This window comes from Robinsoniella peoriensis (assembly GCF_000797495.1).
In the GTDB taxonomy this organism is placed as follows: domain Bacteria; phylum Bacillota; class Clostridia; order Lachnospirales; family Lachnospiraceae; genus Robinsoniella; species Robinsoniella peoriensis.
In genome coordinates this window covers 427386-440661 of record NZ_JTGN01000005.1, presented here as the reverse complement: position 1 = coordinate 440661, position 13276 = coordinate 427386, and the positions used below count along the sequence as shown (strand labels likewise).

Below are 13276 nucleotides of genomic sequence, written 5' to 3'. Positions count from 1 at the left end.
ATAAAAATTGAAGAACAGAATTTTAGTAACAGGAGGAGCAGGATTTTTAGGTTCTCATTTATGTGAACGTCTTGTAAATGAGGGGCATGAAGTAATCTGTGTAGATAATTTATTTACAGGAAGCAAAAGAAATATAGAGCATCTGTTTGATAAGAAAAATTTTGAATTTTTACGTCATGATATTGTGAATCCCCTGTATGCAGAGGTAGATATGATTTACAACCTGGCATGTCCTGCCAGTCCGATTCACTATCAGTATAATCCCATAAAAACAACCAAAGCAAGTGTACTGGGTGCCATGAATATGCTGGGACTGGCAAAAAGAGTACATGCAAGAATACTGCAGGCAAGTACCAGTGAGGTATATGGCGATCCGGAGATTCATCCACAGCCGGAAAGCTACCGGGGCTGTGTGAATACCATCGGAATCCGTTCCTGCTATGATGAGGGAAAACGTGTGGCGGAAACGTTATTTTTTGACTATCACAGACAGCATAACGTAGATATAAAGGTTATGAGAATCTTTAATACATATGGACCCAGGATGCATCCTAATGATGGAAGAGTCGTATCAAATTTTATAGTTCAGGCGCTGAAAGATGAGGATATCACCATTTATGGAGATGGAAGCCAGACAAGAAGTTTCTGCTATGCAGATGATTTAATTGAAGGAATGGTGAGGCTTATGAATTCCCACGAAGGATTTACGGGTCCTGTAAATATCGGGAATCCGGGTGAATTTACGATTAAAAGCCTTGCGGAACTTGTGATTGAACTGACTGGAAGTAAATCGAAACTGGTATTTCACCCACTGCCTTCCGATGATCCGATGCAGAGAAAACCAGTGATTGAACTGGCGAGAAAAGAACTGGGATGGGAACCGGGTATCTGCTTAAGAGAAGGACTGGAAAAAACGATCCAGTATTTTTCGGATTTGTCATGGAGGTAAAACAGATATGCAAACAATTCCTAAGATACTGCATTACTGCTGGTTTGGTAAAGGAGAAAAAAGTAAGTTAATACAATTTTGCATAAGTACCTGGGAAAAAATGCTCCCGGAATACCAAATCATAGAGTGGAATGAAAACAATTTTGAGATACACCTTGCACCTGCGTATGTAAAGCAGGCTTATGAATGCAATAAATACGCTTTTGTGAGCGATTATGTAAGAGTTCAGGTGTTGTGTAATTATGGCGGTATCTATCTGGATACGGATGTTGAAGTAGTAAAATCCCTCAATGATATTTTAGACAATGAAACTTTTGTATCCGGATTTGTGACAGAAACTTTGTTAACGGCAGCATTCATTGCATCGGTTCCGCACCATCCATTTTTAGCAGAGTTTTTAAGAACTTATCATACCCGCAATTTTCAGTCAGAGGATGGAACGATGGACATAACACCCATCAATGATCATTTGACTATGCTGGCAAAGAAGTATGGTTTACAGACCAATGATACCTTACAGATTATACATTCCGATATGAAGATTTATCCGGTTGAGTATTTTACTGGTTATGACATGGATAATTCACATATCAGGAAAACTGAAAATACATATATGATTCATCACATGATGGGGACCTGGCTTGAAAAAAAATTATCGGATACGATCAAAATGGCATTAAAGAAAATGCTTCTGAAAATAATGGGACATGATAGATTCGACAGGTGGAATAACGGACGTAAAAGGAGATAAACCCAGATGAGAATCTTATACTATTCTTTTTCCTGTGAACCCAATGCAGGGAGTGATGAGGGGCTTGGATGGCTCTGGCCATTTTATATGAGAACTGACCATGAGGTATATGTGGTGACACGAAAAGACAGGGAACCACAGATTGAAAGATACTTATCAGAGCATAACATAACCAATATGCATTTCTTCTATTGTGATATACCGGATTGGATGAATTTCTATTATAAAACAGGAAAAGGGTTTCTGGTATACCAGAAATTATGGCAGTATCCGGCATATAGTATGATAAAAAAGCTGCATAAGATATATCAGTTTGATCTTATTCATCATGTTTCTACCAGCGATTTTCGTTTAATAGGATTTCTGTACAAGATAAATACCCGCTATCTGCTGGGACCTATCGGCGGTGCACAGCAAACGCCGAAGCCGCTTAAATATTATACCAGGCATAACAGGGCAGAAGAAGATATTCGATCATTGATTAATAAAATAACGATTCGCAATCCCAGATACAAAAGAGCCATTAATAAAGCAGATTCTATTTTTTTTACCAACCGGGAAACGTATGATTTTTTGCTGCCGCATATCAAAAATAAGCAAAAATGCTATTTGCTTCTGGATGTGGCAATTGAAAAAGAAAAGGTTCTAATGACTGATAGAATAGCAAGATTATCGAATCAGCCAGAAAAAATAATGACCTTTATATGGTCAGGCCGTATGGTGTTCCGAAAAGGTCTTTCGCTATTAATAGATGCCTTATCGATTGTGGATTCTGAGTTGAAGTATCAGGTGATTTTGTGCGGTGATGGCCCGGAGTCAGACTATTTAAAAGAATCCTGTAATAAAAAGAATTTAAATAAAAAAGTGATTTTTACTGGAAAATTATCATATGAAAACATGCAAAAGTATTACGATAAAGCAGATCTTTTTATATTTCCAAGTCTGAGGGAAACTACAGGAACTGTATTAGTAGAAGCTTTTTCTCATGGATTACCGGTAATTACATTAAATCAAGGTGGGGCGGCCCTGATGGTTACCGACCAGGAAGGATTTTTAATATCTGGGAATAGCCGTGAAGAATACATAATGAAGCTTGCAGAAATAATGGAAGAATGTATTAGAAAGCCGGAACTGGTAAGGGAAAAGGGATTAGCAGCGTATAAGAAAGTACTTGATAATTATACATGGGATAAAAAGATATCATTTATGAATGAAATCTATAAAAAACAATAAAGATATATTTTCACAAGAGGAGTCAGGGTATATAAAAATGCAAGATGAAAAAAGCAGAATATCAAAGAGTGTAAGTGTAGTATTAGCTACTTATAATGGTGAAAGATTTATTATTGAACAATTAGATTCATTGAGAAAACAAACTTTACAAGTAGATGAGGTGCTTATAGCTGACGACGCATCAACGGATAATACAGTTAGCATTATACAGTCATATATAGAAAAATACTCATTGCAAAAGACTTGGTTGCTTTTGGAAAATAAGATCAATAAAGGATATTCTCAAAACTTTATTGATACTATAAAAAAAGCAACTGGAAAGTATATTTTTCTTTGTGATCAGGATGATATATGGGTAAATACAAAAATTGAAATTATGACAGAGGCTATGGAAGATAATGCCAATATAAATGTCTTGTTAGCAGAGTGTGCAAATTTTTCGGGGAACTATTATTCTAATCAAGCTGTTTTTTATCAAAGCAATAATCCAAAAGATTATGACATGTCTATAAATTATATATCGTATTCAAAGACAAATCATATTTTAACAGGCTTGGGATGTTGTATGTGTATAAAAAACAAATTTTTTCAAGAAATTATGAAATATGATATTTCAGGGATAGGAATAGGACATGATACATTTTTGTGGGGATTTGCTAATTTTTTGGATAGTTCTTATAAAATTAATTTTTGTTCAATATACAGAAGATGCCATAGTGCTAACACATCATGGCATGGAGTCAAAACATTGAAAAATAGAATTTTTACATGTATGGAAAGAAAATTATATTATCAAAGCTTATTAAGAGTAATTAATTCAAAAGATTTCAAAAATAATTATTCAAATACAAAGGATATATTTTTAAACAAATCTATACAATGTGCAAATTTACGATGTAAATTTCTAACGGATAAAAATATATTTGTTTGGATATATTATGTGATTTTCTATCAAAAGTATATTAGTAATTTTAAGAGTAGTTTTAAAGCTAGTTTCTTAGATCTTTATTTAGTTATAAAAAAGGAATGGGGAAATCCTTAAATGAAAAACCAAAACCAAACCAACTATTTTTTGAATTACCTAAAAGGCCTTGCCTGTATGGGAATTGTATTAATCCATTGCCGCTTTCCCTCGGTTCCCGGTGCGGTAATATCTGCTTTTGCAAGAACCGGTATTCCTTTCTTTTTTATGCTGAGTGGGTATTATACATTCTTTGCAGATAAGGAAACAACCCTTGTGGTTACCGGGCGAAGGATTAAGAAAACATTACAGTTACTGGTGGCGGCCATGATCTGCTATATCGGCTGGCGCTTTCTGCCGAAATTATTAAGCGGCGGCATAGCAGAAGCGATGGAATGGCTGAGCCTGGCAATCTTTCAGAGTCAGAATATATTCGATTTTCTGCTGTTTAATGTAACCGATTCGATCAATGGAGTACTGTGGTATATTCCCGCAGCGTTATATGTTTATCTGTTGTTTGGGATTCTGGTAAAGATATTTGGAAAACGGTACTTTGTTCTTTATTTAACCGCAAGTATTTTACTGATTGTGAATCTGGTACTTTGTGAGCTGGGAACCGTATTGGGATTTGGTATCCATTTAAAATGGTACCGGAATTTTCTGCTTACAGGTTATCCGTTTTTTATGCTGGGACATTATCTTCATAACAAAGAAAAAGATATTCAGTTGATAAAAAATAAAAATATTCCCCTCTTAATTTCAGTGTTGGGAACGGTAATGATTATAATGGAAAGCCGGTTCGTGGGCAATGCATTGTTATATACCGGAAATGTAGTGTTTATTACCGGACTTTACCTTTATGCAATACAAAACGGGAACAGCAAAAAAGGAACGTTAATAGAACAGATTGGTTCTAATCTATATTTGTATATTTATATTAGTCAGGTTGCTGTCATTGAAGTGGTGGGAAAGTTCTGGGAACGGATACCGTTTTTTGCAGGTGATTTTGGTCTGTATGTGAAACCGGTTCTGGTGCTTGGACTTGTAATCCTTTTTTCCGCCTTCTTACATTTTGCACAGTTGAAAAATCCATATAAAAAAATGAAAGGATAGGAGGTATCTTCCGTGACAGATATCCATGCACATATTTTACCCGGTCTTGATGACGGACCTGAGACAGTGGAAGAGAGTATCGATATGATATATACGGCTTATGAAAATGGCACAGACAGGATCTTCGCAGCCAGCCATGGAAACTGTTATCCTTATTCCACGGTAGATTATTATGAGGTTTTGGAATATCTGCGAAAGAAACTGAAGGGTTATCAGATTCCGGTAGAAATATTACCGGGAATGGAGTTGTATTTCGATGATCACTTATGTGAGAAGCTGGACCGCAAAGAAGTGATCGCGATGAATCACGGCAGTTATGTTCTCTTAGAGTTTGATTTCCGGGAACGACCGCAGCAGGTTAACCAGGCAATTTGTCAGATACAGGCAATAGGGTACCGGGTTATTCTGGCACACCCGGAACGGTATTATTTTATGCAGGATAATCCGGAATTTATTTATGAATTAATAAAGCAGGATTGTGCAATGCAGATTAACAAAGGAAGTCTCTTTGGAGAGTTTGGGACATATGCAGCGAGGCTGGCATATGCAATGCTCCGCTCCAATCTGGTACAATTGGTGGCTTCCGATGCACACGGTTATGCCGGGAGAACTATTTCCATGGATAGAATCCGGAGGTTCTTGATAAAAGAATTTTCTGTGGAATACGCAGAATTACTTTTGGAAAAAAATCCGGACCGCATTATTAATAATGAAGAGATACAAACCTTACAGCCGCATCATTTAACGTTTATATAGTACAGAAAGAGGAGATTCATATTATGAAATGGATTAAAAGATTCATTATATTGGCTTTTATCATTTCTCTGGGTTTTGGTGTATATGAGGTATATCAGATGCAGAAGAAGCGGGATGTGACCGGTCCGGATCTTATTTGTGAAAATGAGGAAATATCAGCTTCCATTGAGGCGGGGAATGAAGAACTGATGAAAGGGATTAAAGCCATCGATGAACAGGATGGAGATGTTACGGATTCATTGCTGATTGAGAGTATTGAAAAAGATCAATCAGGTGCTGATAACGAATTTATGATTTCTTATGCGGCATTTGACCATTCCAATAATATTGGAGCTGTAACGAGAAAACTGCATTATACAGATTATCACAGCCCAAGGTTTTCCATCACCAGTCCCCTTCGTTTTTCTAAAAATGAAGACATATCTCTGATTCAGTATGTAAAAGCAGATGACTGTCTGGATGGTGATATCAGTCCGTTCATCAAAATTGAAGGAGAAGATAAATTTGATGAAGATCCTAAAGCGGGAATCTATGACTGCACACTTCAGGTGACTAACAGCGTAGGGGATACCGCCGCCTTGCCTGTAAAAGTGGAAATCTATGATGACAGTTATGAGGAAAGAAACTTTGTTCCTAAGATTATGTTAAAGCAATATGTCATTTATCTTTCAAAAGGTGATGCTTTTGAGCCAACGGATTATCTGGATTATGTATATGACCAGATGACCCTGAGTATCGATTTTGGTCCTATGGTAAGCATGAAAGTGAACGGGAAAAAGAAAGAAGTCACAGAAGCAGAAGCAAAAGAGAAGTCCGGAAAATGGATTAATATTTCCCGAATAAAATACGCATCCAATGTTGATACCGGAAAAAAGGGTAATTACTCTGTTGTATATACTTATACCACAGACAGCCAGGAGTATACCTGCAATGCGGAGCTTCTGGTGGTAGTAGAATAGGAGGAAATTATGGATTATGACAATCGTCAGGAGGAAATAAAGGATTCCGGAATCGATTATATATCGATAGGACGGACATTGCTGAAAAATATTCCGTACATACTGATGCTGGCATTTACCTTTGGAATTTGTTTTTTCGGGATCTGGAACCGGATCAGACCGGACGTGTATGTATCCAAAATGAACATGGTTGTAATATCCAGAGATAATACACTCAGTTCCTTAGGGGATTATAACATAAACAATGTGGTGGGAAGATGTGTCAGCTCCCTGAACAGTGATGTTTTGGGCAGCCGTGTCCGGGAAGAGCTTGACTGCAGCAAACTTCCCGGAACGATACAGGCAAAAAGTGTAGAGGGCTCCAACATGATTCTGCTGGAAACCAGGGCTTTATCAGCAGAGGCTTCCTTTCGGATGATGTCTGCTGCTTTAAAGAATTATGCTAAGGTATCCTCCTATCTGACAGGCGGATACCTGATGGAGAAAACCGGTGCGCCCCTGGCAGCGAAGATTACCTGTGAGTCTAATAATGCCATGGCAATTTCCATAACCATTTTTATATTTGTGATCTTAATGGAAATAAGTATGATAGGCATTGCCAATATATTCAGCGGGAGAATTCAGAATGCCATGCAGGCAAAGAAGCTGATAGACGCTGACTATCTGGGTGAAATACACTTTGAAAATAAATACGCAAAAAAGAGTATCTTACTTTCCAATCCTACGGTCAGCTTTACTTATTCTGAAGAAATGAGTAAAACGGTAACGATGCTGCTGCGTAAGCTGGAAAAAAGCCGGGACAAAACTTTCATGGTAACCAGTGTTATGGAAAATGAAGGAAAATCTACAATTGCTGCAAACCTTGCACTAAAACTGGCATCCAGAGGGCAAAAAGTACTTCTGATTGATGTAGATATGAAGAAACCTGCATTGTATCGTATCTTAGACCGGGAGATTCCGGTGGGGAGGGATATTGTCTCGTATCTGGAGGGCAAAGCATCCTATGAAGACGTTATTTTCCGGGAAAAAAATGATCTGGTTAACTATTGCTTTTCCACAAAAACCATGATCGAAAGCGATATCCTCTTAACAAATGAAAAAGCAAAAGAATTGTTAAAAAGAGCAGAAGAAGAGATGGACTATATTATACTGGATGTCCCTCCAGCCGGAATCATCAGAGATGTGGAAGTTCTGGCTTCTATCATTCCACAGACAATTTTAGTGATCAGGCAGAATATGGCAAAGGCCAGAAATATCAATGACATCATTGATCTGTTAGAACGGGGAGGGACGGAAGTTACCGGGTTTGTGTTAAATGCGGTTTGTTCCAGAGTTGTCGGCAGGGCAGGAGCGAAGGCATATGGATATAAGAAATATTATGGAAGATATGACAGAGGTCCGGCGAATAACCATGACGTGAAGGTGAGGAATTAACATGCAGCTATACAATGATAAAATAGACATCATTTATGATGACGATAAAATTCTGGACGTGAGAAATTTTATTGATAATATGTGGAATGGCTTGAAGCGTTGGAAAATTCTGCTTCTGCTTGTCTTTCTTATGACTTCAGGCGGAATAGTTGCAGTTAAATCCTGGAATTATACCCTGCTTTATCAGGCAAAACTGACATACGTGGTGACGAAAACAGGAGATGCAGCAACAGATGTGGTGATCACAGGGCGGCTGAGTGCATCGTTTCCGGATATTCTGGCAAATACCGGTTTGTCCTCTGATATAAAACAGAAGATGCAGATTAAGGAAGAAAAGCTGCCCGGGAGCATCCGCATGTATAATACCAGTTCCTCTAATATGCTAAATGTAATGATAACTTCTGCGGATTATAACCAGGCAAATGCAATGATGGAAGCTTTCCAGGAAACTTATCCGGTATATGCATCCAAAAATGTTGGAACGGTAGAGTTAAATGTAATCGATTACACCCTGGCAACAGAGAACCCAGTGAATCCATATCCACAGTTAAAGTACATCCTTATGGGTATTCTGTCCGGAGGCTGCTGTGTATTTGTTCTTCTGGTATGCTATGCCCTCACAAGAAAAACAATCCGCAGAGAGACGGATATGAAAAAAATTGTGAATCTGGACTGCCTGGCGTACATTCCGAAAGTGAAGGAGAAGAAGCGGACCAATAAAGAAGTACGCCATATCTTAATTTCGGACAAGAAGGTTTCCTATGATTTCCGCCAGGCCATAAGGTCCATACAGTCCAGAACTGCAAAACACCTGAAAGAAGAGAATGCCAAAATCCTGATGATCACCAGTTCACTGCCAAGTGAAGGCAAGACAACATTTGCGGTGAATCTGGCTCAGGCTATGGCAGATGAAGGAAAAAGAGTGGTTCTGGTTGACTGTGATCTGAGGCATCCTTCCATCGGCACGATGCTGGGAATAGAGAGCAGTGGAGAAGGCTTGCAGGATGTTATAGAAAATAAATTGGAATTAGAGAAGGCAGTTAAAAAGTACAGGGATCATATTATGGTTTTGTGTGCCGGAAAAGCAAGGGAAGATACTGCAAATGTTCTTTCCAATCCCCGTTTTCAGGAAATTATGGATTCTTTGGGCAGTGAATATGATTATGTGGTCATAGATACGCCGCCGGTTTCTTTTTTTACAGATGCATCTATGATATCCGAGTATGCAGATGCCGGAATATATCTGGTGAGACAGGATTATGTGGAAGCAAGGTACGTGCGGGAAGGCATGGAAATGCTTGCAAATTCAGATCTTAAGCTGGTGGGTTACGTTTTAAACTATGTGGAAGCAGGGTTCCTAAAGTACGGATATCACAACTATTATTATGGAAAGTCTTACCGTTATTACAAACAAAAAGTATCGGATGGGGAAAATTAAAGATACAGATCGGATTTAGAATACAGATGCAAAGGAGGATGTTATGAAAGCGATCATTAATTTCGGTAAAGTGCTGGAAACCATGTCAGCAGAATTAGAAAAAGTTCCCTTTTCCTTTCTGATTATGGTGTTGTCAGCTGTTTTATTGTGTATTGCGGTTTATTTTACCGCAGCGCACCTGCATATCACCGATACTGCTAAGATAAAGGTTCGGAATATCTCCGTAATCAGTATGCTGCTTCTGTATCTAGGGATCATACTCAGCATTACACTTTTTACAAGAGTACCGATGAAAGAAGCGAAAGTGAATCTGATTTTATTTGATGAAATATATCGTGCCGGATATCCCAACAGGGCGATCGTCCGGATATTTGGTAATATCCTTCTTTTTGTACCGGTGGGAGTTTTTATACAGTTAATCCGATCCGACGGAAAGAAGAAATATTTTTTACTCCTGGTGATTCCTCTTTGCAGTCTTTTTATTGAGACTATTCAGTTCCAAACCAGGACAGGTGTATTTGATATAGATGACCTTGTTTGCAACACCTTAGGGGGATTCCTTGGATTTGGTTTGGCGATGTTCTACCGTTATGTATTTTCAAAAGGCAGAAAATTTAAAATATTAATCAGGATTGTGCTTGTCTGCTTTACTTTATGCGTGTTTACGGGGATGGGCGGGTTTGGAGTCTATCATACGTACCGGGTTATGGGGAAGAACAGCCTGCTGCAAAAGAACACACTGAGCAAGGCACCCACACTGGAAAAAGAAAGTGAGGATGCCAAAGGTAAGCAAGATGGTAAAAATGAAGAGCAAGCGTATGATCCGTCTTTATACTACCATGATGGAAAAGCATATCGTTACCAGGAAAACGTAATCAACATTTTATGTATGGGTATCGATAAGCGCACTCAGGAAATAGAAACCATACCGGGAATATCCGGGAAAGGTGGACAGGCGGATGCTGTTTTTCTCCTTTCCCTGAATCCGGATACCCGAAAAATGAAAATATTTGGTATTTCGAGAGATACCATGACTGCAATTAAAAATTATGATTACGAAGGAAATTATCTTGGTGAAGAAAAGAATCATCTGGCCCTTGCCTATGCATATGGGGATGGTTCTGATAAATCCTGTGAAATGATGAAGGAAGCTGTTTCAAAATTAATGTATAACCTCCCGATTCATGGATACGCTGCGATAAATCTGGAAGCTGTTTCAAAATTAAATGATGCGGTAGGCGGCGTTACGGTAACCATACCGGAAGATATGGAATATGATGACCCGGCATTTCAAAAGGGGGCGAAAATCACCCTGACCGGAGAACAGGCTATGAAATTTATCCAAAGAAGAGATATTACTAAAAGCGGCGGCAATGGAATGCGTATGCAGAGGCAGAAAACATATATATTGTCATTTTTAAATGCAGCAAAAGGAACGATCAGAAAAGACCCGTCTTTGCCGGTTAAGCTTTATCAGGAGCTGTCTAAAAATATGGTGACAAACCTTGGGCTTGATCATGCAGTTTACCTGGCAACCCTGATGCTGGATACAAATTTCAGCGGGGACGACATTCAGATGCTTCCCGGTAAAACAGAAAAAGGAACTTATTATGAAGAATTTCATATAGACCAGGATCAGTTATATGATGTAATACTCGATAATTTTTACGCGGAGGCAGAAACCGAAACAAAGAACAGCGGCGGTGATGGAAGTTGAATAAGAAGAAAAGGGCAGGTTTAAAGTGGCTCATTGTGGGAATTGCAGCATTTTTACTGGCAGGGTTATGTATTGGTTTTGCGGTAAACAGACAAATGCAGAAGCTGGCTGCTGCGAAACTCTATGAGTATGCTGCGGTAACGGAAAATGATGCAGAAGAAGAAGGGACTAAAAACCAGGACGAGAAGGATTCGGTAAACAAAGACAATAAACCAAAAGAAACAGATTCGAAGTCTCCCTCATCCACCGATACAACAACAGATCAGCCAACGGACCTACCGGTAAATATTGTGAAGATACAAAAAGAAATGCCGGATGTCTATGCGTGGATAGAGATACCGGGTACAAAGGTAAATTATCCGGTTGTCCAGCGAAAAGATGACAATAGCTATTATCTGGACAAGACACCGGACGGCAGTGCCAATATAGAAGGATCTATTTTCAGTGAAGATTATAATAGCAAAGATTTTATGGACCCTGTAACAGTTTTATACGGACATAACATGAAAAACGGAGATATGTTTGGGGAGTTACGCCTTTTTGAGGATAAAAGTTTTTTCGATGCCAACCGGGAGATTTATATTTATATGAAAGATAAGAAACTGACTTACCGGATATTTGCGGCAGTGTTATTTGACAACCGGCATATTATGAAAAGTTATGATTTTTCAGGCGATGAGTCCTTCTTTCCCTTTCTAAAAGAAATCATGAATATCCGTGATATGAGAAGCAATACTGACGAGAATACTGCACTCCTTCCAACCGATAAAATTCTTACGTTATCAACCTGCCACGGGATGGGAAGTAATTACAGATTTCTGGTCCTTGGGGTAATGCAAAATGATTAGAATATTCGCTGCAGCAGCTGCAGCTGGTGCACGGATACGAAAGGATGTAGAGATGAAAAGAACAGTCAAAACCCTGGCAGCCTGGATATCTGCCATAATAATTTCCTTTTGCTTCGTCAATTTATTTATATTCATCTATTTTCATCAGCCTGGGTGGATCAGCAGATCGGAATCAGCTACCAGTGCAATTTGGAATCCCGGTTCCTTTTATTCCAATGCTTTGGAAGGCTTTGGAATCGGAAAAGTGGATGAGAATGGGTATATCAACCAGTATCCGATTGCCAGGGACAACTATATTCTGGTGATGGGATCTTCCCATACACAGGGAAAGGAAGTTCCAATAGGTGAAAGATATACCGATCTGGTGAACGGGAAGATTACAGGAGAGCCCAGGGAATATATCTATAATATCGGCACGGACGGACATTATATGCCGGATCTTTTAAGACATTTTTCGGCGGCAGTGAAAGAGTTTCCGAATGCCAGAGGGGTTGTACTGGAAGTCTTTAATACCAATTGTGACATTCAGACTTTAGAAAAATGTCTGGATCAGATTCCATATAATAAGGAAGAAAACGGACCCGCTATCGCGGAAAATATATCCGGAATGCAAAAGCTGGCGATTACAGTAAAAGAAAATATGCCGCTGCTGAATTTATTACAGCAAAAACAATTTGCAGATTTTAAAATTGATTTCAGCGGGGCATTTGGTATTCATCAACAGGAGCAGGAAACGGAGACGCAGGATAAAATAAGTAACGTTTACCGCTATAAAGAAATATTGGATCAGATATTTACGAAGATGAAAGAGGAATATCAGGGTAAGATATTCATTCTATACCATCCCATAGTAAAAATAAGCGGTGACCATATGGAAGTAACCTGCGATGATACTTACCAATATTTTCAGCAGGTCTGCAAAAAACAGGATATTCAGATCATCGATACCGGGAATGCATTTTTGGAAAGCTATGAGAAGGAGTATTGCGTTCCCTATGGTTTTAACAACACTTCGATGGGTGAAGGGCACCTGAACAGGACAGGGCATCGGATTCTTGCAAAAGAACTATACAATGCTTTGAGTCAAGCAAATCTGATTTCTTGTGAGGATAATTAA

12 protein-coding genes are annotated in these 13276 nt (G+C 38.7%); all 12 read left to right on the top strand.

Going from position 1 to position 13276, the window contains the following annotated elements:
- Positions 1-7 precede the first annotated feature (7 nt).
- From QR40_RS12760 to QR40_RS12705, 12 genes are read left to right on the top strand one after another with little or no spacing between them, the layout of a single operon-like run.
- On the top strand, positions 8-949 hold the full coding sequence (locus tag QR40_RS12760) for a UDP-glucuronic acid decarboxylase family protein (protein ID WP_027292643.1): 942 nt from the start codon (positions 8-10) through the stop codon (positions 947-949).
- Between the two features lie 7 nt (positions 950-956).
- Positions 957-1700 carry a glycosyltransferase family 32 protein gene (locus QR40_RS12755; RefSeq protein WP_044295322.1) on the top strand — a complete coding sequence of 248 codons (744 nt, stop codon included), beginning with the start codon at positions 957-959 and terminating at the stop codon, positions 1698-1700.
- 6 nt (positions 1701-1706) lie between these two features.
- A complete protein-coding gene (locus QR40_RS12750) occupies positions 1707-2933 on the top strand; it encodes a glycosyltransferase family 4 protein (protein WP_044295321.1) in 1227 nt (408 codons plus the stop codon).
- Positions 2911-3975: a glycosyltransferase gene (locus QR40_RS29825; protein WP_052430834.1), complete on the top strand. Its 1065-nt coding sequence runs from the start codon at positions 2911-2913 to the stop codon at positions 3973-3975. The genes QR40_RS12750 and QR40_RS29825 overlap by 23 nt, the downstream gene beginning before the upstream one ends.
- The gene (locus QR40_RS12740) at positions 3976-5007 is read left to right on the top strand and encodes an acyltransferase family protein (protein WP_044295318.1); all 1032 of its coding nucleotides are present in this window, start codon (positions 3976-3978) and stop codon (positions 5005-5007) included.
- Between the two features lie 12 nt (positions 5008-5019).
- Entirely contained in the window at positions 5020-5763 is a 744-nt protein-coding gene (locus tag QR40_RS12735) for a tyrosine-protein phosphatase (protein ID WP_044295316.1), read from the top strand.
- 23 nt (positions 5764-5786) lie between these two features.
- Positions 5787-6722 carry a hypothetical protein gene (locus QR40_RS12730; RefSeq protein ID WP_027292649.1) on the top strand — a complete coding sequence of 312 codons (936 nt, stop codon included), beginning with the start codon at positions 5787-5789 and terminating at the stop codon, positions 6720-6722.
- Between the two features lie 9 nt (positions 6723-6731).
- On the top strand, positions 6732-8156 hold the full coding sequence (locus QR40_RS12725; RefSeq protein ID WP_044295315.1) for a CpsD/CapB family tyrosine-protein kinase: 1425 nt from the start codon (positions 6732-6734) through the stop codon (positions 8154-8156).
- A 1-nt stretch (position 8157) separates the two neighbouring features.
- Positions 8158-9594, top strand: coding sequence for a polysaccharide biosynthesis tyrosine autokinase (locus tag QR40_RS12720; RefSeq protein ID WP_044295314.1), 1437 nt, complete (start codon positions 8158-8160; stop codon positions 9592-9594).
- Positions 9595-9637: 43 nt separating this feature from the next.
- Entirely contained in the window at positions 9638-11311 is a 1674-nt protein-coding gene (locus tag QR40_RS29820; RefSeq protein ID WP_052430833.1) for an LCP family glycopolymer transferase, read from the top strand.
- Positions 11308-12159, top strand: coding sequence for a class B sortase (srtB, locus tag QR40_RS12710; RefSeq protein ID WP_052430832.1), 852 nt, complete (start codon positions 11308-11310; stop codon positions 12157-12159). Before QR40_RS29820 ends, srtB begins: the two co-directional genes overlap by 4 nt.
- Positions 12152-13276: an SGNH/GDSL hydrolase family protein gene (locus QR40_RS12705; protein ID WP_044295312.1), complete on the top strand. Its 1125-nt coding sequence runs from the start codon at positions 12152-12154 to the stop codon at positions 13274-13276. The genes srtB and QR40_RS12705 overlap by 8 nt, the downstream gene beginning before the upstream one ends.

Excerpts from the sequence above, each read along its gene's own strand:
- QR40_RS12750 (WP_044295321.1), top strand. The coding sequence starts at position 1,707 with ATGAGAATCTTATACTATTCTTTTTCCTGTGAACCCAATGCAGGGAGT.
- QR40_RS12705 (WP_044295312.1), top strand. The coding sequence starts at position 12,152 with ATGATTAGAATATTCGCTGCAGCAGCTGCAGCTGGTGCACGGATACGA.
- QR40_RS29825 (WP_052430834.1), top strand. The coding sequence starts at position 2,911 with ATGAAATCTATAAAAAACAATAAAGATATATTTTCACAAGAGGAGTCA.
- QR40_RS12730 (WP_027292649.1), top strand. The coding sequence starts at position 5,787 with ATGAAATGGATTAAAAGATTCATTATATTGGCTTTTATCATTTCTCTG.
- QR40_RS12755 (WP_044295322.1), top strand. The coding sequence starts at position 957 with ATGCAAACAATTCCTAAGATACTGCATTACTGCTGGTTTGGTAAAGGA.
- QR40_RS12725 (WP_044295315.1), top strand. The coding sequence starts at position 6,732 with ATGGATTATGACAATCGTCAGGAGGAAATAAAGGATTCCGGAATCGAT.
- QR40_RS12740 (WP_044295318.1), top strand. The coding sequence starts at position 3,976 with ATGAAAAACCAAAACCAAACCAACTATTTTTTGAATTACCTAAAAGGC.
- QR40_RS29820 (WP_052430833.1), top strand. The coding sequence starts at position 9,638 with ATGAAAGCGATCATTAATTTCGGTAAAGTGCTGGAAACCATGTCAGCA.
- QR40_RS12720 (WP_044295314.1), top strand. The coding sequence starts at position 8,158 with ATGCAGCTATACAATGATAAAATAGACATCATTTATGATGACGATAAA.